Raw genomic sequence first — 21598 nt, 5'->3', positions numbered from 1 at the left:
GACTTTTATGATCGGCTTTAAGAAGGGCCTATGGAATTTGGGAAAATCACCGATATCGAAAACGTAGATTGGAATTTGCCACCGGATGATCCGGCGTCGCTGCTATTTCTGCGTAATCTTGCGAAGACTCAAATTCCGACTGAGTTTTTTATCGGTACTCCGGCTTGGGGGCACAAAGAGTGGGTAGGAAAGATCTATCCACCAAAGACAAAACCTGCAGAATTTTTGCATCATTACTCGCGAAACTTTAATACGATTGAGCTGAATACCACTCATTATCGAATCCCCACCGAAGAGCAGGCGCAAAAGTGGTTAGAGCAAGTGCCCGAGGTTTTTTTGTTCTGCCCAAAACTTTTTCAAAGCATTTCGCATAGTGATGAGGGGCTTATTGATCGGCAGCTTCATAAGGAGTGGTTTCGCTTTTTAGAAAACCTAAAAGCCAATCGCGGTCCTTGCTTTGCGCAGTTTCCGCCGCACTTTGATTACAATCATAAAAATGTTCTCTTTCATTTTTTGCAGCAATGGCCGAGTGAGTTCGAGTTGGCTCTCGAGTTCCGTCATCCGAGCTGGTTTCAAGACGGACAAATTCTTCCGGCTCTGACTAAGTACTTACAAGGTCGCAATATCGGTCTTGTGATTACCGACGTAGCGGGCCGCCGAGATGTTTTGCACACATCTCTTAGTGCAGATTTTACGATGCTTCGGTTTATCGGCAATGATTTACATCCGTCAGATGCGGTTCGTGCTAAAAAATGGGCTGAGAGATTGGCGCAGTGGAGTCAGCAGGGACTAAGAAAAGTTTTCTATTTCGTTCATGAGCCCGATGATGTCAAAGCACCAGAGATGGCCAACACCGTGATCTATGATTTGAATGAAGAATGCGGGGCCGGCTTGGCCCCGATGAACTGGGTCGTTTAATTCTGACCTGTCCAAGATTTGATGTAGGACTGAATTTCTGCCAAAGATTTTTTGTAGCTATTTTGTTTTTGCTGGTAGATGGCTTGATCTTGCACAGAATCTCCTGTGATGGATTCAGGCGTCACTTGCCAATCTTGTTCTGCAGCCGATTGAATACGCTTCCAATTGATCAAAGCAATTTCCGGATTGAAAGTTTCCTCGGGACTGTTTTCCGCAGGAATAAAACCTCTTGTTTTGACGGCAATCTTTTTTGCGAAGGGAAGTCTTGCAAGATAGTCGAGACTTTTGTTGTACTCGACGGCTTGAGCAACTTTGCCAGAATTATTCAATGGCGAAGCTAAAAGGCTTGCTTCCAACAATACGTCACGAACGAACTGTGATCGCATCATCAAGATTGCGTAAGCGACATCTTCATAGCGGCCACCCGTGTGGATTTGCTTATGAATAATTTGCTCGACAGTTGCATGAGGCAAGAAACCCGCAATGATTTGCAAACCGACCAAGCGTGCAAGTTTGTCGTGATTGATTTTACCGATCTCTTCGGTGCTATAAGGAAGTTCGTTCCCGTTAGCATCTACTTTGTGATCTGGATAAACCTCGTCGATTTCTTTCAACCACAAATAGGTTAGCTCGACCATGTCTTCGGCTGAAATCACCAATGCCAATTCTTTCCCAAACGGCATTAAGCGCGTAGGAATTGGCGTCAGGTTCTCGGTGTTTTCGGCTTTCAACAGATTCTCGAAAGGAATCAGTTTTGACTGTTTATCAATTCCGGAGTTGGTGTGATTCATGTTCTGAATCATCAACTCCATATTTTCGTTCGTTTTGTCCATCTTCTGCGGCATTTCGATCATGCCACATCCGGCGACCATCAAGGTGATCGCCGTGATACATAATACTTGTTTCATGTTTTAGTCCTGAGAAAGAAGAGAGCGTTTTAAATCGGCGACGCCTTCGTCTGCGGAAGCACCTAACCAAATCGAGAAGATGTCACGAGTGAATCCACGTGGGCCTGTGATCTTACTTTCGCGACCGTGAGTGTCTTCGTAAACCAAGGTTTCAGAGCCATCACTGTTTTTGTTGATCACAATTGTTAAAGCTCTGTTTGCAGAGGCATCTCCGCCACCAGCGACTGCTGCAAGGAATTGACGAATTTCAGGATCCATAATTTTAACGTGATTGGCGATGAGAGCATCACGGAAAGAAACTTGAACTTTGTCAGCGTCCACTGTGCGCAGGAAAGACAAATGCATAGCAACTGTTTGGCTATCTGCGAGGGATTTTAGGGCATCACTGTCTTTGCGAATAAATGCGTTTGGGTTGCTCACCAGAAGTTGCGCTACGTAGACTTTTACTTTTGAGATCAAAACTTTTTTGCTACGTACACCTGAGCCAACCGTAGTGAGGTCATAGGTACGACCATCGATTTCAGCGGTGCCACCTTTTGAAATACGCACGCCTTGGGTGGTTTTTGTGCCAGGATCTAATTTCAGTAGGGAAGCCTCAGCCGAAACGCCAAGAGCCAGTGCCGTTGCAAAAGTCATTAATGCAGTTTTCATAAAATCTCCTTCGAGTTTTGGGTCGGGCTGGTTTAGGTTTCTGGGGATTTCAAGTCAAATGACCGTTCTTTGCGGCTCTTGAGAAGCTTTCGCGATGTGGTCTTGTCCACACAAAATTTGACAATGGATGTAATAACGGCGCCTGTTGGGGAGAAGTCTGTGGAGATCGTGCTCGATATATGGGCACATAGAGCCGTTGGCGCACTGCGTACTCATATCTTTTGCGCTGCGTTCTGAGAAACAGCTCCGATCCTCTAAAAAGCGAGCTATTTTCTATTCGCAATCCAAAATCTTTTACGTTACAAGCTCCTCGTGCACTTTAGTTGTAAAATTTCTAACTCTATTCTGACCTACCTGGAGACCCAGGGTGAGGATCTGTCCGTTCTTTACGAACAACAGACGCCTTTGCCTGTGGAACTCATGCGGGACCCATCCTATTGGATGAGTGCGCCTGACATGGAAGCGTTTCTGGAGTCTTTGTTGCGATTGCCACTGAAAAGCAGTGACAGCAATCTATTGCAAAAAGTAGGTCACGAAGGGCCTGAGATTCGTGCGTGGGGAGTTCTCGATTCTGTGTTGAGAATGATGCCGAGACCTCAGGAAATTTTCAACCAACCGGAAAGATTCCTTTCACACTTTATCTCTCCGGAACCGCCTATTGAAAATCTTCGCAGAGATGAGAGTTCGATCTCCTTTGATCTACCTCTGCCAGCAGAGCAATATCCTCACGTCACCATGTACCTGAAAGCGGCTTTTGAGTCCTTGCCAGTTTACGTGGGACAAACCCTTGCAACCTGTGAGTGGTCAGGAATTCACCTGAAGCTCAACTGGTCAGAATCGCAAAAATCTATTTTCGAAGTTGATCCTGGTCATCAAATCAGTCCGCAGCTGATGCAGTCGGTGATTGATGAATTGCAAAAACATCAACGCGAACTCGAAGAGCGCAATTGTGAGCTGCAAAAGAAAAATGAAGAGCTTCTTCAAGCTCACATGGATCTGCAAGCGCACTTGCGAGAGAAAGCTCCTTCCTTGCTTCCGCAAGTGGGACCTCTCTCGAAATTGGACTTCGAAACTCAAGGTCCTGGCTATACAGTCGGTCAGAACTTGGCGCGTTTGCATGATTACATGGTGAGAGCGCAGCAGTTGATCACTATGCTCGCAGCCCAAGGGAAGATGACCCCAGCTGTGAAAGAGGCCATGCGCCGAGTGGATTGGGAGTATGTAAAAACCCAATATCCAAAAACTATCTCGGACAGTATGGACGCTCTTCGTGGACTGCAAAATCAATTTGTTCATTTGAAAAAAGAGGAAACAACCAATGTCTGAGATCGTAAGCGTCGTATCACGTGAAATTCTTGATAGCCGTGGCAATCCAACTGTTGAAGTGGAAGTGCACACGTCTTTGGGTAATATCGGTCGTGCCGCAGTTCCATCAGGAGCTTCGACAGGTGCCCATGAGGCTTGCGAGCTTCGTGACGGAGATAAAAAACGTTTCCTTGGTAAAGGTGTTTTTAAAGCTGTCGACAACGTTCGCGAGAAGTTGGCGCCAGAAGTGATTGGCTTGCCAGTCACAGATCAAGTTTACATCGACAAAGTTCTTCGTGAAGTAGATGGCACTGAAAACAAATCCAATGTTGGCGCGAACGCGATCTTGGGTGTGTCTTTGGCAGCAGCAAAAGCCGCAGCATTGGACGTGAAACTTCCTTTGTACCGTTATGTGGGTGGTTCACAAGCGTGCCGTTTGCCGGTGCCTTTGATGAATCTGATCAACGGTGGTGCTCACGCGAACAATGGTTTGGACGTTCAAGAATTCATGATCGTTCCTACTGTGAATAATTCTTATGCAGAATCTCTTCGTGCAGGTTCTGAAATCTTCCACACTCTTAAAAAGATTCTTGGTAAAAAAGGTCTTTCTACAGCTGTTGGTGATGAAGGTGGCTTCGCTCCGAAATTGGGCAGCAACCAAGATGCGTTGGATCTTCTGATGGAAGCAATCCACGAAGCTGGTTACGAGCCTGGACAAAATGTGTTCTTGGCATTGGATGTTGCTGCAACTGAAATGTTCAAAGATGGCAAGTATCAATGGCAAGGCAACCTGATTGCTCCGAAAGAGCTTCAGAGTGTTTACAAGACTTGGTCTGAGAAATATCCGTTGGTCAGCATTGAAGATGGGTTCTCTGAAGATGACTGGGATTCTTGGGCCTCTATCACGGCTGAAATCGGTAACCACGTACAACTTGTTGGTGATGATTTATTCGTGACCAATCCAAAACGTCTTCGCCAAGGCATCGACAAGAAAACGGCAAATGCGTTGCTTGTGAAAGTAAATCAGATCGGAACTTTGACTGAGACTTTCGAAGCTGTGAATCTTGCACAAAGAAACAAATATAAAACAATCATGTCTCATCGCTCTGGTGAAACAGAAGATACAACAATTGCGGATCTAGCAGTGGCTTTGAACTGTCATCAAATCAAGACCGGCAGCCTTTGCCGTTCTGAGCGTATCGCGAAGTACAACCAACTTCTTCGCATCGAAGAAGACTTGGGCGGTATGGGCGTATACTGGGATAAAGCGGCTTTCCGCTAAGGAAAATCCCGGGATGTTCCGAAGAGATAGCTAGTATAAATGGGCCCTAAAGGGGCCCTTTTTTTGCCCTTTTGACACCGGAATCACTGTCAAATGCGACTTATGAGTTTTTAGGGAGCTGAGGCGTGGCTCGCACCTTGCTAAATCAATACCTCATAAGTAACCCCGCTTATCGCTGTCAAATTTTTGATCAGCTTGGGGCGGGCCAAAGATAAAGGAATTTTATGAAGTCGATCATTGTTGCCTTAGCTTTAGTTCTTACAGGTCAATCATGGGCCCAAGCTAAAACTATCTTGATTTCGGATATGGATGACACCATTAAAGTTTCCCATGTTTTGGATAAAACAGAAATGACTAAGAATGCTCGCCGTACTGACAATTTATTTGCTGGTATGAATAGCCTTTATCGTATTTTGAGTGCGGAAAATCCAGATCTTGAAGTCTACTATGTTTCAAATGCACCGCCATGGTTGATGAGAAAAAAGCATACAGCGTTCTTGCAGAACAATAAATTTCCTATGGCTGAAGGCAGCTTGAAAATGCGTCAGGATGTTACCGACAATGAATTTAAAGTTAAAATGATTAGCTCGATCATCGATAAAGAAAACCCAACGACAGTAATCATGGTTGGCGATAATGGCGAACATGACACCGAATTGTATTCACAAATTGAGAAAAAATATTCGAAAGCATCTAAGATTCGTTTCTTGTCTTATATTCATATGGTTTATCACACTCAAGACTCTGAAGACGCTGGCAAACCACTAGAGCCAAAACAAAAAGGTTTTGCGACTTCTTGGGACTTGCTCTTGCAACTTCGCCAAGAGGGTTTTGTTTCTGCTGACTCTACACAATTATTTTTAAATGCCTTTGCGCAAACATTGGCAAACGAGCCAAACAATTTAAAACTGGGCAGCTTAATCTTTCCAGCGTGGGTGAATTGCCGCGATTATAAGTGGACTGCTCAAGACCAGGACCTAGCGGCGTCTGCTGAGGCGATTGCTGTTAAGGCAAAGATTCAAGAGCGTTGCAGTCACGACGAGATCGAGGACTAGACTTTCAGCGCGTTGCTAACGGAATGAGAAGGCCTTACCTTTAAGATATGTCAGTTCGTAAAATGGCCATCTCATTTCGTAGTTTTCTGAATCATCCTGGCAAAGTGACACTTCTTTGTGTGGCTTTTTTCGCGATAACATTAGTGATGAACGGTCTTTTGTGGCGCCTTTGGGGACTTCACAGAGACTTTGAAAGACTGACGGTAGAAATTGCTGGAACTAAAAAAGACATTGGGAATCTCAATGCTCAACTTAAGCAAGCGAAAGATCCCAGTTTTATTGAACGACAAGCTCGCGATAAATTAGATTTAGTGAGCGAAAAAGATTTAGTCTTCGTCTTTCCAGAACAATAAACACCGCAGCATTTTTATCGCACTGTCACGTGCAAGAGCCCATCTAAAAAACTAGGATGAGTGCTCTAAAATTTCTGATTTTGTTAATAAAATCAGGGGAGTTTTAAATGTCTTCGAGTATCACAGACGTAGCAAGCGGTTGGACAAAAGATACTATTAAAGCCCTTCGTTTGCGCCTTGGCTGGAGCCAAGCAGATCTAGCCCGTCGCCTTAGTTGTGCTTCGACAGAAGTTGATCAATGGGAAAATGGCGGAATGATTCCATCACCTGCTTATTTGAACGAATTATTTCTTATCGCAAAGCAAGCCGATGCTTGCAGCCATGAGGTTCATTTCTTACCACTTGCGGAATCTATGTGCGATCAGCAAGATCTCGGTCAAATCGAATTCTCGCAAATCAAAGAAGAGATTGAATAGAAGTTGAGACTCAAGTAGAGGTAAATCCATGAAAAAGATTTACCTCGTTGATGTAAGCTCGATGTTTTTTCGTGCTTACTACGCCATCCGTCCGTTGAGTTCTCCAGCCGGGGTTCCGGTCAATGCCATTTACGGCTTTCTTTCAATGATCACGAAGCTCTTCAAAGATGAAAAACCAGATTACATGGTTTTCACCTACGATCGTAAAGAGCCTTCTTTCCGCAAAGAAATGTATTCCGAATACAAAGCCAATCGCACCGAGATGCCAGAAGATTTGGCTGTGCAAATTCCTTACATCAAAAAGTTGGCAGACTATTTGGGCATTCCTGCCTTGGAAGTAGCTCCTTACGAAGCTGACGATATTATCGGTACTCTCGTAAAGCTTGGATTGAAACATCATCATGAAGTTGTGATCGTCAGCGGCGATAAAGACTTTGGGCAATTGATTCAAAAGCACGTTGTTCTTTTCGATACGATGAAAGACGTCAAATACGACGAAGCCGGAGTTCTTGAAAAGTGGGGCGTCCGTCCAGATCAGTTCATCGATTATTTGGCTATTATGGGTGACTCTTCCGATAACGTTCCGGGAGTTGATGGCATCGGGCCCAAAGGCGCGCAAAAACTTCTGCAACAATTTAAGTCTGTGGAAGATATATACGAGAACCTCGATAAGGTTGAAAGCAAAAGCATTCGCGAAAAGCTAGAGCGCTCTCGCGAAAGTGCTTTTATTTCAAAAAAGCTTGTGACGATTTTCAAAGAAGTACCTGTCAGTGAAAATTTTGAGGACTATCACTTACGCCCTCTGCAATCAGAAAATCTAAGAGCGCTGCTGCAAGAGCTGAACTTTAAGTCTTTTGAAAAAGCTCTCTTGGGAGAAGGTGTTTCCCAACGCAATCTGCATGAAAACATTCATGGAGAAAACGGGGAAAAGACTGTAGCAAAAACGACAGAAAAGCCAGTTGCAACAGAAGTAGTCGCAGCACTACCAGAGGATTTGAAAATTTCCTCTCTATCGCCTGAGCTTCTGACAGAGATCGAATCTTATTTGCACCTTAAAGAAGTTTCGCTGCCTGCGAAAGAGATCGCACAGCAGCTTCAAGAGCAGGATGTCATTTGGGGCTTTAGCGATGAGCGCGGTCATTTTATCGCTCGTGGCAAAGAACTTTGGGCTGTCAGTGAAGGGCTTGAAGAGCTTGGTGCTTTGGCAGACAAAAAGAAAATTCAATGGAAGGGTTTTGATCTAAAAAAATTCTTCCATCAAATTAAAGCCCACACGCCGAACGCCGTTTGGGATTCTTCTTTGGCAGCCTATGTCGTACGTGCCGGAGACAGTTCTGATTTCGGCGAGATCTATAAAAAATTCGTCGGTGCGAATCTGCCAGAGTTTGCAACTCCGGCGCAGCTTTATAAAGCTCATGTAGAATTGCAACACACTTTGCAAGATCGTTTGGGGCTCTTTAACGGTGAAAAGATTCTGCATGAATTGGAACTACCGTTAGAACCCGTTCTTTTACGTATGGAGCAAAAGGGCATTCGTATCGATGTTGAGCTTTTGCAGAATCAATCCGCTGAATTGGCAGATGAGTTGGCGACACTAGAAAAAGAAGTCCACCATTTGGCAGGCGAGTCTTTCAATGTCGCCAGTCCTAAACAGTTAGGTGTCATTCTATTTGAGAAATTGAAATTGCCAGCGGGTAAGAAAACAAAAACCGGCTATTCAACGGGCGAAGAGGTTTTGTTGAAGCTGGAACATCCTATCGGTAAAAAAGTTTTAGAATGGCGCGAGCTCGCGAAGTTGAAATCAACTTATGTGGATGCATTGCCAGAGATGATTAATCCAAATGATGGCCGTGTACACACTAGCTTTAATCAGGCTTTGACGACAACAGGACGTCTTTCAAGCACTCAGCCGAATCTGCAAAACATTCCGATCCGAACAGAGCGTGGACAGAGAGTTCGTCAGGCATTCATTGCTGATAAGGGCAAAAAGTTGCTTTCCATGGACTACTCGCAGATCGAGCTTCGTATTTTGGCGCATATTTCTGATGACCCAGGTTTGCAGAAAGCATTCTTGGAAGATCTAGACATTCACGCCGCGACAGCGGCAGAAATTTTCAACGTTGATCTTAAACACGTCACTTCTGATCAACGTCGTAGCGCCAAAGCCGTGAACTTTGGTATCGCTTACGGCCAGGGTGCTTTCGGTTTGGCAGAGAACTTGGGTATTCCTAATAAAGAAGCTCAGGATATTATCGGTCGCTACTTCGAAAGATTTGCAGGTGTGCGTGAGTACATCGAAAGCACGATTAAAGAAGCTCATAAAAACGGTTACGTTGAGACTTTGTTTGGACGCCGTCGTTATATTGAAGAGCTGAGCTCTAAAAACCATATGCTCAAAAAATTTGGTGAGCGTGCTGCGATCAATGCTCCGATTCAGGGAACGGCTAGTGATCTGGTGAAAAAAGCTATGATCGATATTGGCGAACACGTCAAAGTGGATATGCTTCTGCAGGTGCACGATGAATTGATTTTTGAAGGCACTGAGGCCGAGCTAAAAGGGCATATACCAGAACTGGTTCGTATTATGGAATCCGTGATGAAATTGAAAGTTCCGCTCAAAGTGAACTATGCTGTCGGCGATAACTGGGATGAGGCCCACTAGTTTAAAAAACTATTCGGTATCCCAGCCGACAACTCGGCCACCCTCAAAGTACACAAAACGTTTTTGCTGATGGAAACCATCTGAGCCAGGAACGTTGCGTGTGTATCTCCAGCGTTCGTTGCGATAAACCGGGTTTCCAGAAGTTTCGATAGAGAGTGGATCGCCCCAGGCGCGGCGAACGTACTCCATAGGCATGCCGACCGCGATGTCTTGAGAATCAATCAACTCTTTCATGCGGGTTGCAGGGACGCGAGCACGACCCCAGACACCATTGCGATTGATCCAGTTCTGACGGCCTTCCAACGAAGGAATGCTAAGCATCGCGATTTTCTCTTCGTCGGTTTGAAGCCACGGTAAAACTTTAGAGTATTGTTCTTTCTCTTGGCGAGAACGCAGACCTTTTTCAAGATCGCGGAGTTGCTGACGTTGTTGAACTTGTTGAAGCTCATCGCCGGACATATTGTTGGGGTCAAAACCTAACTCATATGCCGTACGTGTCGAGTCTGATTCAGGACGGGGAGTTTCCGTGGAGCTGTAAGCGTTTACAACTTTTGGAGTTCTGCTGGCGTAACCGCTTTCCACAGATCTGTTGAAAACAGCACAACCTGCTAAAAAGGAAGAAGCTAAAAATAGTAAACCCGTTAAAGCATACGTCTGCATGAGAGATTCTCCTCTTCTTTAGTTTATCCTTGCTTGAGTTATAATAGAATATTCTTGCGATGAGACCGATCCATTCCTTACAATGGTCAGGTATCCTTAAGGAAAAAATGGCGCAACCAAACGATCCGAACCAGACAAAAGCCCAGGCACCAGCAGAGGAATCCGCTGAAGCTCAGGATTTGAGCCTGGATCAACTCGACAGTATGATTTTGTCGGAAGCTCCGGACTTCGCCAATGATTTGAAGAATGTAGCTTTTATTCCTTCTGATGGCAGTATCGATTTGGATGTTCCAGATCCAGGAGAGAATTACGTTCCTGACAATCCTTGGAAAGACACCATTGGGATTCGCAAAGTCCTTGTCACTATCTTGCCCTTTTTGCCAAAGCTTTGGGAATTTCAATACCGAACTCGCAATAAGATTTATCTTTTCCGTACGCGCCTAAAAACAGCATTGATCGAAGCGGGACCTCGCTTATTACAGGCAAGCAAAAACTCAGCTACCGCTACAAAAGCTTATTCCAAAGAACGAGTAACAGCTTTTAAATCTTTGAATCGTCCGATGAAAGCTGTGGCAGCTGCTTTGATTGTAGCTGCGGGCCTGACATTTGCTTTTATCTATCGCAGTATGACCCGCGGGGTATTGCCACCAGAGAAAGAGTTTCTGACAGCCAGTCTTGAAGAGTGGGCGGTTCATGCTTACAAGTACGATCCGGATTCAGAGATGGATTCTTTTTACGATTCTCCGCGAACTATTCAGAACATTATGTCTTTGCCAAAGATGGTGGTGAATATTCGTCCGTCGCCATCTTCGGGACCGAACCCAATGGCAGCGATGGAGTTTTTCTTAGAAGGTTTAAGCCCCGAGGCTATTGTTGAGGTCAAAGACCGCGAATCCGAGATTCGCGATCTTTTCCAAAGAACTATCGAAGAAATGAGTTATGCCGAATTAGAATCTACAGAAGGCAAACAGCAGCTGACTGAAAAACTGCGCCAAAGCTTGAATATCAATCTGACCAAGGGAAAAATCCGCCGGGTCTTCTTCAAAGAAGTCGTTATCAAGCCTTAACCGAAAATACGTTCCGAGACCGGAACGCTCTTATAAATCTTCGCATTGATATTGTACTGGCGAAGACGATCGTTCAGAGTGCTCTTCGGCATTCCTAATTCTTGAGCGGTTCTTCTTTGATTGCCTTTGTTTTCCTGCAGCTTCTTTAAAATAATCTGCTTTTCAACTTCTTTAATCACAGACATACGCGGTTGAGAGTTTTCTTCTTGTGCGGGCGTGTAGACCGAAGAGCTCTTTAAAAGTCTTTCGGCACGTGCGATGTCGATGTGTTGTTGTGGAAAGACGGCAGCAGCGCGGAAAACCAGATTTCGTAATTCACGAATATTACCGGGCCATGTGTGCATTTTTAATTTCTGAATCGCATCGTAAGAGAATCTTACACGCATTTGCTTGGCAAAAACGTTCAGAAGGTCCTCGAAGTCTTCAATACGATCTTTGAGGGGTGGCGTATAAACGGACACGACGTTCAAACGGAAAAAGAGGTCTGATCGGAATTGTCCTTCTTGAATTTTTTGGGAAAGATTTTGATGAGTGGCCGCGATGATACGAACATCCGTATTAATCACCTTGTCACTGCCGACAGGGCGAATCTCGCTGTTTTCAAGCGCACGCAATAGTTTGGCTTGCAGAGCAAATGGCAAATCACCGATTTCATCTAAGAATAGAGTTCCATGGCGGGCGCTTTCAAAAGCCCCTTTGCGGTCGCCAACGGCTCCGGTGAAGGCGCCTTTAATGTGACCAAAGAGTTCACTTTCGATCAGTGTTTCAGTCAGAGCACTGCAGTTGACGCAAATAAAAGGCGCGTTTTCGCGCGGGGAAGACTTGTGAATAGCTTGAGCCAGCACATCTTTGCCGGTGCCAGAGGGGCCTAGAAGCAGGACAGGGAAATCTGTTTTTGAAATGTCGACCAGACTTTGCAGCTCGACATTCCAAAGAGGGTTGCGACTTTGCAAAGAAAAGGTGTGGGTTGGACTGGTTGTTTCGGCGGTTTCTTGGGTTTCAGTTTGGTTTTCGATCATGGTTTCTCCATTCGTTGAGTTTCGGAATTATGCCTATTCCAAGAATCGGACCAAGTTGAAACCCCTCTAATTTTGTTTTAAGGCGAATTTCTTTTAGTTTGTCCAAAATCCAAGAAGAAGATTCTCAGTTTTTAGAAATTCAGGCAGGATGAATTCATGAGATTAGCCACCCGGGAAGAGGCCTACAGCATTGATAAGTCAGCCGCCGAAGACTATGGCCTGAGTTCCTCTTTATTGATTGAAAAGGCCGGACACTCCTTGGCCCAAGCCTTTGAAAAAATCTTTCTTCAGCAAAAATGGAATCTGCAATCCCGTATCGGTATTTGGTGTGGAAGCGGGAACAACGGGGCCGATGGGCGGGTCATGGCCCATCTGTTGCGTGAAAAGAAGTATAATGTCGAAGTGTTGCAGGGGACTTCTTGGAGTCCGCAATCTTATGACATCGTGATTGATGCCCTTTTTGGTGTGGGCTTGAATCGTCCCATCGAAGGGGACTTGCAAAAGCAGATATTAAAACTCAATAAGACTCGGAAAAAAGTTTTTGCCGTGGATATTCCAAGTGGGTTGGATGCCAACACTGGCGTTATTCTTGGTGCGGCCGTGAAAGCTCAATGGACATTGACGGTGGCTCCGGCAAAGCCAGGTTTATTTCTTAATGAAGGGCCGGTTTGTTGTGGCCGTGTTCGCGCCGTTGCCATTGGTTTTCCGACAGAGCTTCTTCAAGAAAAAGCACAAAGTGTTTTTCTGATTGGTGGAGAAAGTGCCCGCAGACTTTTACCTTCACGTAGCATGACAGGTAATAAAGCAAAGTTTGGCCACCTCTTGGTTCTAGCAGGCTCTGCGGGGATGGAAGGCGCAGCTTTATTAGTTAGTGAAGCTGCAGCTCGTATGGGATGTGGTTATGTCACTCTCTGCTCGCCAAGCGCAGAAATCCACAAAAAGTCTCGACCGGATTTTTTGCGATTGTCTATAGATGGATTTTTTAAAAGTGATTTGAAGAAATATTCCGCTGTCGTTGTCGGGCCCGGCTTGGGTGTTAACACACAAACTTCTGAGATCATGGAACATCTTCGAAAGCATCATGCTCGCGTATTGGTGGATGCCGATGCGTTGACTGTGCTTGCACAAAATCCCGCGATGAAGCTGCCTTCGGAGTGGCTGCTGACCCCGCATGCCGGAGAGTTATCTCGGTTTCTCAAGATCGACGCCAAATCCCTGGAAGCAGATCGGCTGCAAAGTGCAGAAAGGGCCCAAACCACCTTGGGATCTGTGCTTTTGTTTAAAGGATTTAGGACCGTTGTGGCGGCCCCCCGAAAAAGATACATAATAGGTTCTGGCAACGTGGCCCTGGCAAAAGCCGGAACCGGCGATGTTTTAGCTGGTTTTATAGGCTCTTTAATGGCTCAGGGGCTTCCCACGTTGAAAGCAGCGGTTTTGGGGGCCTATTTACATGGGCGTATTGCCGATGACTGGCTCCGTCGTGCCCATTCTGCTCGCACTTTGATGGCTTCAGACCTTCCGGAATTGATTGATGCAAGCCTGAGAAGTTTGAAAAAGGGCCTCTGATAGACTAGTATCTGCTCATGCCAGGAGCCGTCAAATTCATCAAAAGCGCTGTTTTGCCTAAAGACTTTCCCCAAACCGGGAAAAAGGAAATTGCTATCGCTGGGCGCTCGAATGCCGGCAAAAGTTCATTTCTGAATTCCATTGCGAATACCAAGATTGCGAAGGTGAGTAATACTCCGGGTAAAACTCGCTTGCTCAATTTTTTCTCTCGCGGTGACGCTTATGTTTTGGTGGATATGCCGGGATATGGATTCGCGGCTCGTTCCGGAAAAGAGATCCGCGAGTGGCATACGATGATTGAAAACTATCTGAGCATGCGTGAAGAGCTTGCGGGCCTTGTGCTGGTGATGGATGCTCGTCGCGATTGGACCGAGGATGAAGAGCTTTTAAAAGCCTTCACAGATTCCCGCGGTTTGCCGCTAGCTATCGTTCTTACCAAAGCAGATAAGCTTACGAAAAACGAAATTAATAAAGCCATTTTCAAAATTAAAAAAGACGCAGCGACAGATGCTGTGTTTATGACTTCTGCTCTGAAAAAAACCGGGCATGAGGAAGTCGAAGACTATCTTTACGAAAACTGGGTGAAGAAAAAATGAAGTTTATTGGCGTAATTCCAGCTCGCTATGCTTCAACCCGGTTCCCAGCAAAACCTCTCGCTCTTCTTCACGGTAAACCCATGATCCAATGGGTGGTGGAGGGAGCTCGTAAAAGCAATCTCCTTCGCGAAGTGATTGTGGCGACAGACCATGAAGACATTCGTAAAGCCGCGGAAGCTGCTGGTGCGAAAGTCGCAATGACGGCTTCGGAACTGCCTACGGGGACAGATCGTATCTATGCTGCGACCAAAAATATGGATTTCGATGTCGTTGTGAATATCCAAGGCGATGAGCCTTTGGTGACGGGCGAACTGATTGATAGTTTAGCGGGACTTTTTCAAAAAGATAACAGTCTCGATATGGCAACCTTGGCACATCCAATTTCTTTAGAGGAATTAGAATCGCCAAACGCCGTAAAAGTAGTTGTGAATCAAAAAGATGAAGCTCTTTACTTCAGCCGCTATGCGATTCCTTACTCTCGTGTTCCGGGAGCAAAGGCTGCGGCTCTGACGGGTTGTTTGAAGCATATTGGAATGTATGCTTATACAAAAAATCTGTTGAAACAGTTCTGTGAGGCGCCACCGGCCGAGATTGAAATCGCCGAGAGTCTCGAGCAACTCAGAGCTTTGTATTTGGGTGCAAAAATTAAAGTCTTACGTGTTAAAGAAGCAAGCCTTGGAGTGGATACGCCAGACGATCTGGCTAAATTAGAAAAAATATTAAGGGGGAACTAATGGCCGCTAAAACCGCAGGAAAGATTTCTACCAAGAAATCGACCAAAAAAAGACTTCAGCAAAAATTTATTTTTGTGACGGGCGGTGTGGTCTCCTCTATCGGTAAGGGTTTGACGGCAGCAAGTCTCGGATCATTGTTAGAAGCTCGCGGTGTGCGAGTGACCATCATGAAATTCGATCCTTACTTGAATGTTGATCCAGGCACGATGTCTCCGCTTCAGCACGGTGAAGTCTATGTGACTGAAGACGGTGCTGAAACTGATCTGGATTTGGGCCACTACGAGCGCTTTACAAGCGCCGTGATGTCTCGATCAAACAGCGTTTCTACAGGTCAGATTTACGATACGGTTTTAAACCGCGAACGTCGCGGGGATTACTTGGGCGGAACTGTTCAGGTGATTCCGCATATCACGGATGAAATTAAAGCCCGTGCTCAAGAAGCAGCTCAAGGTTCGGAAGTAATTATTGTCGAAATTGGCGGAACCGTCGGGGATATCGAAGGCCAGCCATTCTTGGAAGCCATTCGCCAAATGCGCAGTGAACTCGGCGACGAAAACTCTGTTTTGGTGCACGTGACTTATGTGCCTTACATTGCGGCTGCTGGCGAGCTGAAGAGTAAACCTACGCAGCACTCAGTGAAAGAGCTTCGTATGATTGGCTTGCAACCGGATTTCTTGGTTTGCCGTAGCGAAAAACCTATTGATGACAGCCTTAAGAAAAAAATCGGTTTATTCTGCAGCGTCGAGCCGGCCCATGTGATCGCGGCTCAGGATTCAAAATTCATTTATGAAGTTCCGTTGGCATTGCACGCGGAAGGTTTGGATGAATTGATAGCTGAGAAGTTGAAATTGAAGCCTCAACGTGTGGATGTGAGTGGTTGGAAAAAAATCGTCAAGGTTTTGCAAAATCCAAAACGCACAGTCACTATCGGTGTTGTTGGTAAGTACGTGGATTTGAAAGAATCCTACAAATCACTTCATGAAGCCATTGTGCACGCGAGTATCGCAAACAATGCCAAAGTGGACATTGTCTACGTAGACTCTGAGAAGATCACTGATAAAAACGTGGTTCAGCATCTTGGAGATGTCGATGGGATTTTGGTTCCAGGCGGCTTCGGCTCTCGCGGTGTGGAAGGCAAGATTTCAGCGATTAAGTTTGCGCGCGAACGCCAAGTTCCTTTCTTTGGTATTTGTTTTGGTATGCAATTGGCATCGATAGAGTTTGCACGCAATGTGTGTGGCATCCAAGATGCCACAAGCCATGAATTCTTCACCGACAGCAAGACTCGTAACTATGTTATCGACACGATGGTCGAGCAACGAGGCAACGTCAATAAGGGCGGAACCATGAGATTGGGTTCGTTCTCTTGTACGTTGGCGAAAGGCAGTCGCGTCCTTGAAGTTTACAAAAACTCTTTGATCCATGAACGTCATCGTCATCGTTATGAATACAACAACAAATACCGTGCTTTATTCGAGAAAAAAGGAATGAATGCGACAGGTATTTGCAAAGAAAGAAATTTGGTAGAGATCGTAGAGCTTATCGATCATCCATGGTTCGTAGGCGTGCAATTCCATCCGGAATTCAAGTCGAAGCCGTTAGCTCCGCATCCGCTTTTTGTTCACTTTTTGAAAGCGTCCCTGAAAAGAGGTTCTGAATGAGTTCTAAAATCATCCAACAAGGACTTCAAGTTCTAGACATCGAAGCTAGGGCGATTTTAGCACTGAAGGACCGTTTGAACGGAACCTTTGAAGAGGCTGTAAAGATCGTTCAGTCCTGCGAAGGAAAATTGATCGTCACGGGCATGGGAAAATCTGGACAAATCGCACGCAAACTTGCGAGCACGTTTTCTTCCACAGGAACTCCTGCAGTGTTTTTGCATCCAGCAGAGAGCGCGCACGGAGATTTGGGAATCGTTGAGGATGGCGACGTGATTTTAGCCCTCAGTTACGGAGGAGAAACTCCGGAGCTAGCGCCAATTTTGGCCTTTGCACTTCGTAAAGACATTCCGGTGATTGCGGTTACTGGCAACATGAATTCTACACTGGCAAAAGCTGCAAAAGTAACTATGAATGTGTCCGTTTCTGCAGAAGCGTGTCCGCTGAATCTCGCGCCCACAGCGAGTAGTACGGCTTCACTCGCGATGGGTGACGCAATGGCAATGGCCGTGTTGAACGAAAAAGGTTTTTCTCCGGAAGAATTTGCGGAGTATCACCCGGGTGGAAGCCTCGGATACAGACTTTTGACCAGAGTAAAAGACGTCATGCACACTGGAGAAGCCCTGCCTTTAGTCCAGTTAGATACTCCGGTCCGCGAAGTTCTTTCGATCATGACTCATAAAAATGTTCGAGGTACTGCGGGGGTCCTGGACTCTCAAGGAGACCTGGTCGGGGTGATCACGGATGGTGATATTCGTCGTCGCCTAGAGAAAAGTCCAGATCCACTTACCGGAACAGCTAAAGAGCTTATGACGACCAACCCGCGCGGAGTTGACGCCAATGAGCTTGCAGAAAAAGCGCTGTTTTTGATGGAACAATTTCGAATTCAAATTCTTTTTGTGTTTGATAAACTCAGTAATCAACCAAAAAAGCCTGTTGGAATTTTGAACTTTCAAGACCTGTTGAGAACAAAAGTTCGCTAAACAACGAGTTGACGAAGGTCGAGTCAAGTCATTGATAACCTTGCCGAGTTGTTGAATTTTTTTCACAATGACTTGGATGGGATCAGAATACGCAAAAATCAAAAATGTGAAAATGCTTGTCCTCGATGTGGACGGAGTGTTGACAGATTGCCGCATCTGGCTGGACGCCAATGGTGATTGGAAGCGTATGTATTCGATTCGCGATGGTGTTGGTATCAAGCGCTTGATCGAATCCGGCTACAAAGTAGCTGTGATTACAGGTTCTAAAGCCGAAGACATTCGCGCGCGCGTAAAAGTGTTGGGAATGCATTATCTCTTCGAAGGTCATTCCGACAAAGTACCCGCATTTCAAGATTTGCAAAAACAGTCCGGCTTGCAACCAGAGGAAATGGCCTACATTGGAGACGACTATTTCGACATTCCTCTGATTCAAGCCGTGGCTTTTGGAGCGACAGTTCCAGAAGCTGTGGAAGAAGTTATTGAAGTAGCTAGATATGTAACTAAAAGACCTGGCGGCAATGGAGCTGTTCGCGAGGTTTGCGATTTGATTTATAAACACGGAGCCTTTTCATCAGGACGGTCATAAATGATTAAGAATGCACTCAAAGGATTGAGTCTCTTCTTAGCGGCTTTTTTACTACAAAAAGTCGCTTTAGCAGCAGAAGTAGTGGAGCTTCCGACGGAAGAGCTTGCCACTGAATCGGTTTATCCAGTTTTCGATAAACCTGTCAGCGTGAAGAACAGAAATGTCACGACAGCAGGTCACTTCGAAGTCGGTGGATATTACGGCAATGCTTTGACAGAGCCTATCTTCAACGTCAGCAAATTTGGTTTTGCTGGCTATTACCACTGGTCTGAAGAGCATGCGATTGGTGCTTTCTTTGAAACCAATATGTCGGGTCTCAGCAAGTACGGAGAGCAGTTGAAAGACGTTCCGGGGCCTTCAGGTACGAGAATCAACTTGGACTTCACTCGCGCTCCAGCTCCTAAGTCCACCATCATGGCTGATTACAACTTCAAAGCATTCTACGGAAAGATGAGTTTGAGCAAGAGCATGGTGTTCAACTTGACCACTTTTGGTTCCGCAGCCGCGGGTATGGTGCAGTACCAGAACAAGGCTTATCCGGGAATCGCGTTGGGCTTGGGACAAAAATATTATGTCGGCAAAAAATTCAGCATTCGCTGGGATCTTCGCATGTTCATGAACAATGCGCCGATTCCGTTCTTAGCGGATCAAGGTGCTACGTCTTTGAAACCAACAGATGGCGCCCCTTCGTATAGTTTGTTTTCTGAACGCCTCACTTACACCACCAATCTCGGAATTGGTGTTGCTTACATGTTTTAAGGATGGAGCCTATGAACAGACGCTTTAAAACACTTTTTACGACAGCCTTAGTAAGCCTCCTTGCAGGTTCCATCGCGCATGCTCAAGATTCCGGTGGTATCGGTGATGACTTGAATGTGATCGAGATGGAGCTTGATAAAACAGCTCCTCGCCAGCAGCCGACATTGGTTCCTGGTGCAAACCAAAGAATTGATGCGAATGAAGATCGCGTAGAAGCTCAGCAGAATAACAAGCTTACAGATTTCTCGGGTTTGACGAAGCTTGCTCCTTTCAGCGAGATCTCGGTAATTCAAAAACGTTTCTTGCCGAAAACGGGTCGCGTGCAATTTACAGGTGGTTTTTCTACCATCACGAACAATCCTTGGTTCTTCACTGCGGGTGTAACTTTAAAAGCAGCTTACTACCTGACTGAAGCTTGGGGTATCGAAGGTACTTACAGCGCGATGAGCAGTTCGCAAAGACAAGCTGCCAAAGAACTTCATGATAACAACGGTGTTAGTGCCGACAGCTTCGGTTTCCCGAAGAACTATATCGGTGCCGATGTGAAGTACACTCCGTTCTACGGCAAAATGACTTGGATGAACAAAAAGATCGTTCCATTTGAGCACTACTTCACTGGTGGCGCTGGAAATACTTCTGTGAGCACGGGCGGTAGCGGTTTCACTCTTCACTTCGGAACCGGTCAGAACTTCGCGCTCTCGAAACGTTTTTCAGTCAACTGGGATTTCAGCATGATGAACTACTCTGCAAAATCAACAGACGGCACTACGCAAAGCTTCAGTGACTTGCTTCTGACCGTTGGCATGAGTTTCTTCTATCCGGAGGCTAAGTACCGATGAGAAATATTATCGCAACACTCTTATTACTCAGTTTTGTGGCGCCTTCGGCCTTTGCTCAGCAAAGAAGAAAGGCGGCTCCGCCTCGTCGTGCAGCAGGCCCGGCAGTGGTGGCGGCTCCACAAGCAAAGAACTCACCTCTTAGACAACAAGTGAACCAAGCTTTGGCTTTGGCACGTGGTGGTCAGTATGAGCAAGCATCAAATGCCTTGTTCCAGCTAGCACGCCGTTCAGAGCTTCAAGCAGAACGTCCTCAGTTGAAGTACGTTCTTGGTTTGATGTTGATGGAAATGAAGCTGAACCAAGTTGCGGCCTTCCAGTTCGTGGATGTCATCCGCATGGGTAACAGTAAGTATGTAAAGAACGCGATCGAAAAGCTTTCAATCGTGGCCGATAACTTGGGCGATGATACTTTGCTCAATTACGCGGTTTCAAAAGTAGATTTGAATGACTTCCCGGCAAACAACCGTGACATGCTTTACTTCCGTATCGGTGAGATCAAAATGAAAGCTCGCGAGTTCGCGAAAGCTTCTGAGTTGTTCTCGAAAGTAAGTTCTGGCAGCCGTTACTACAATCAAGCATTGTTCAACCGCGGTACTGCAGAGCTTGAAGGCAACCAAGTCGACATGGCTATGCAAACCTTCCAGACCCTCTTGGCATCTCGTGACGGAGCTCCAGTTACGGATACGAACCGTGTGGCATCGCAAATCGCGATTGCCCGCGCTTTGTATCAAAAACAAGACTGGGATGGCGCGATCGATGCTTATGCACAAGTCCCACGTGACCACTTCTTGTGGCATGACGGTTTGTTTGAATCATCTTGGGCAATGTTGAGAGCGGCACGCTTCCGTTCTGTATTGAGTAACTTCCAGTCTTTGCACTCTAGTTACTATGATGATTTCTATATTCCAGAGTCATTGCTTCTTCGCTCTATCGTTTATCTTTACATCTGTAAATATGACGAGATGGAAAAGGTCTTGAGTCTGTTTGAAAATACTTACGGACCTGTTCGTGCGAAGATCGGTGACTTTATCCGTGCTAATACAGACGCAATGGCATTCTACGAAGAAGTCGAAAAAGGTCAGACTATCAAGAAGACCGATAAACCTGTGGCTTTGAGACTGCCTTATAACGTCGTGAAAAACATCTCTGAAGAAGGGAACGTAAAGCGCGCGTTGTATTACATCAAGCGCTTGAATGACGAAAAAACACGTATCGATGCAAACCCAGGATTCAGAAACACACCTGTAGGTCAGTATGCATTGAAAGTCGTGAACAACCGTCAGCGTAATGCGAAATTGTCTGTTGGTGATATGGCGAAAGCTCACATGTTGAATATGCGCGTAGAGCTTCGCGATCTGTATGAACAAGCTGGATTCATCCGTTACGAGATGATCAACGGTAAGAAAGAAAGCTTGAAAATGAAATTGGCTGGTAAAGATCTACCGGCTGAACAAATTGACGAAAAAATCGACCGTACGTTCTACGTTCAGAACGGTTATGAATACTATCCGTTCCAAGGCGAGTACTGGTTGGATGAAATTGGAAACTACCACTATTTAGGTAAACAAAGTTGCGAGTAAA

General features: G+C 45.7%; 21 protein-coding genes. 17 read left to right on the top strand and 4 right to left on the bottom strand.

Features of this window, described 5'->3' with window-relative positions; genetic code table 11:
• Nucleotides 1–30: 30 nt before the first annotated feature.
• A complete protein-coding gene (locus ACLWBB_RS16930; protein ID WP_413288739.1) occupies nucleotides 31–918 on the top strand; it encodes a DUF72 domain-containing protein in 888 nt (295 codons plus the stop codon).
• Here ACLWBB_RS16930 and ACLWBB_RS16925 read toward each other — a convergent pair.
• Nucleotides 915–1826 (bottom strand): hypothetical protein, encoded by a 912-nt coding sequence (locus tag ACLWBB_RS16925; protein WP_413288738.1) that lies wholly within the window; start codon nucleotides 1824–1826, stop codon nucleotides 915–917. The two genes, ACLWBB_RS16930 and ACLWBB_RS16925, sit on opposite strands and share 4 nt — an antisense overlap.
• Before the next feature lie 3 nt (nucleotides 1827–1829).
• The gene (locus ACLWBB_RS16920) at nucleotides 1830–2477 is read right to left on the bottom strand and encodes a chalcone isomerase family protein (RefSeq protein WP_413288737.1); all 648 of its coding nucleotides are present in this window, start codon (nucleotides 2475–2477) and stop codon (nucleotides 1830–1832) included.
• 456 nt (nucleotides 2478–2933) lie between these two features.
• Between ACLWBB_RS16920 and ACLWBB_RS16915 the strand changes: the two genes are divergently transcribed.
• From ACLWBB_RS16915 to polA, 6 genes are all read left to right on the top strand, one after another.
• Nucleotides 2934–3803 carry a hypothetical protein gene (locus tag ACLWBB_RS16915; protein ID WP_413288736.1) on the top strand — a complete coding sequence of 290 codons (870 nt, stop codon included), beginning with the start codon at nucleotides 2934–2936 and terminating at the stop codon, nucleotides 3801–3803.
• Nucleotides 3796–5064: a phosphopyruvate hydratase gene (gene eno / locus ACLWBB_RS16910; protein WP_413288735.1), complete on the top strand. Its 1269-nt coding sequence runs from the start codon at nucleotides 3796–3798 to the stop codon at nucleotides 5062–5064. Before ACLWBB_RS16915 ends, eno begins: the two co-directional genes overlap by 8 nt.
• Nucleotides 5065–5288: 224 nt before the next feature.
• A complete protein-coding gene (locus tag ACLWBB_RS16905; RefSeq protein WP_413288734.1) occupies nucleotides 5289–6119 on the top strand; it encodes a phosphatase domain-containing protein in 831 nt (276 codons plus the stop codon).
• Nucleotides 6120–6166: 47 nt separating this feature from the next.
• Nucleotides 6167–6472, top strand: coding sequence for a septum formation initiator family protein (locus ACLWBB_RS16900; protein ID WP_413288733.1), 306 nt, complete (start codon nucleotides 6167–6169; stop codon nucleotides 6470–6472).
• 107 nt (nucleotides 6473–6579) lie between these two features.
• Nucleotides 6580–6888, top strand: coding sequence for a helix-turn-helix domain-containing protein (locus ACLWBB_RS16895; protein ID WP_413288732.1), 309 nt, complete (start codon nucleotides 6580–6582; stop codon nucleotides 6886–6888).
• A 28-nt stretch (nucleotides 6889–6916) separates the two neighbouring features.
• On the top strand, nucleotides 6917–9550 hold the full coding sequence (polA, locus tag ACLWBB_RS16890; protein ID WP_413288731.1) for a DNA polymerase I: 2634 nt from the start codon (nucleotides 6917–6919) through the stop codon (nucleotides 9548–9550).
• Between the two features lie 9 nt (nucleotides 9551–9559).
• Here polA and ACLWBB_RS16885 read toward each other — a convergent pair whose 3' ends face one another.
• Complete coding sequence (locus ACLWBB_RS16885) at nucleotides 9560–10210, bottom strand: hypothetical protein (protein WP_413288730.1); 651 nt, start codon at nucleotides 10208–10210, stop codon at nucleotides 9560–9562.
• 107 nt (nucleotides 10211–10317) lie between these two features.
• Here ACLWBB_RS16885 and fliL point away from each other — a divergent pair, with 107 nt between their 5' ends.
• Entirely contained in the window at nucleotides 10318–11277 is a 960-nt protein-coding gene (fliL, locus tag ACLWBB_RS16880; protein WP_413288729.1) for a flagellar basal body-associated protein FliL, read from the top strand.
• Here the strand turns inward: fliL and ACLWBB_RS16875 are convergent.
• On the bottom strand, nucleotides 11274–12296 hold the full coding sequence (locus ACLWBB_RS16875; RefSeq protein WP_413288728.1) for a sigma-54 interaction domain-containing protein: 1023 nt from the start codon (nucleotides 12294–12296) through the stop codon (nucleotides 11274–11276). The genes fliL and ACLWBB_RS16875 overlap by 4 nt on opposite strands.
• Before the next feature lie 156 nt (nucleotides 12297–12452).
• On the opposite strand from ACLWBB_RS16875, the gene ACLWBB_RS16870 reads away from it, so the two are divergent.
• From ACLWBB_RS16870 to ACLWBB_RS16830, 9 genes are all read left to right on the top strand, one after another.
• Entirely contained in the window at nucleotides 12453–13862 is a 1410-nt protein-coding gene (locus ACLWBB_RS16870; protein ID WP_413288727.1) for an NAD(P)H-hydrate dehydratase, read from the top strand.
• A 17-nt stretch (nucleotides 13863–13879) separates the two neighbouring features.
• Complete coding sequence (gene yihA / locus ACLWBB_RS16865) at nucleotides 13880–14458, top strand: ribosome biogenesis GTP-binding protein YihA/YsxC (protein ID WP_413288726.1); 579 nt, start codon at nucleotides 13880–13882, stop codon at nucleotides 14456–14458.
• The gene (gene kdsB, locus ACLWBB_RS16860) at nucleotides 14455–15192 is read left to right on the top strand and encodes a 3-deoxy-manno-octulosonate cytidylyltransferase (RefSeq protein ID WP_413288725.1); all 738 of its coding nucleotides are present in this window, start codon (nucleotides 14455–14457) and stop codon (nucleotides 15190–15192) included. Before yihA ends, kdsB begins: the two co-directional genes overlap by 4 nt.
• Nucleotides 15192–16853 carry a CTP synthase gene (locus ACLWBB_RS16855; RefSeq protein ID WP_413288724.1) on the top strand — a complete coding sequence of 554 codons (1662 nt, stop codon included), beginning with the start codon at nucleotides 15192–15194 and terminating at the stop codon, nucleotides 16851–16853. Before kdsB ends, ACLWBB_RS16855 begins: the two co-directional genes overlap by 1 nt.
• Nucleotides 16850–17833 (top strand): KpsF/GutQ family sugar-phosphate isomerase, encoded by a 984-nt coding sequence (locus ACLWBB_RS16850; protein WP_413288723.1) that lies wholly within the window; start codon nucleotides 16850–16852, stop codon nucleotides 17831–17833. The genes ACLWBB_RS16855 and ACLWBB_RS16850 overlap by 4 nt, the downstream gene beginning before the upstream one ends.
• A 112-nt stretch (nucleotides 17834–17945) precedes the next feature.
• Nucleotides 17946–18419, top strand: coding sequence for a KdsC family phosphatase (locus ACLWBB_RS16845; protein ID WP_413291620.1), 474 nt, complete (start codon nucleotides 17946–17948; stop codon nucleotides 18417–18419).
• Entirely contained in the window at nucleotides 18420–19178 is a 759-nt protein-coding gene (locus tag ACLWBB_RS16840; RefSeq protein ID WP_413288722.1) for an outer membrane beta-barrel domain-containing protein, read from the top strand.
• 11 nt (nucleotides 19179–19189) lie between these two features.
• Nucleotides 19190–20017: an outer membrane beta-barrel domain-containing protein gene (locus tag ACLWBB_RS16835; RefSeq protein WP_413288721.1), complete on the top strand. Its 828-nt coding sequence runs from the start codon at nucleotides 19190–19192 to the stop codon at nucleotides 20015–20017.
• Complete coding sequence (locus ACLWBB_RS16830; protein WP_413288720.1) at nucleotides 20014–21597, top strand: tetratricopeptide repeat protein; 1584 nt, start codon at nucleotides 20014–20016, stop codon at nucleotides 21595–21597. The genes ACLWBB_RS16835 and ACLWBB_RS16830 overlap by 4 nt, the downstream gene beginning before the upstream one ends.
• Nucleotide 21598 lies beyond the last annotated feature (1 nt).

The organism is Bdellovibrio sp. HCB337 (genome assembly GCF_047302465.1).
GTDB lineage: Bacteria > Bdellovibrionota > Bdellovibrionia > Bdellovibrionales > Bdellovibrionaceae > JACMRP01.
The sequence above is the reverse complement of the archived record's forward strand: the minus strand, read 5'-3'. Positions and strand labels throughout refer to the sequence as shown.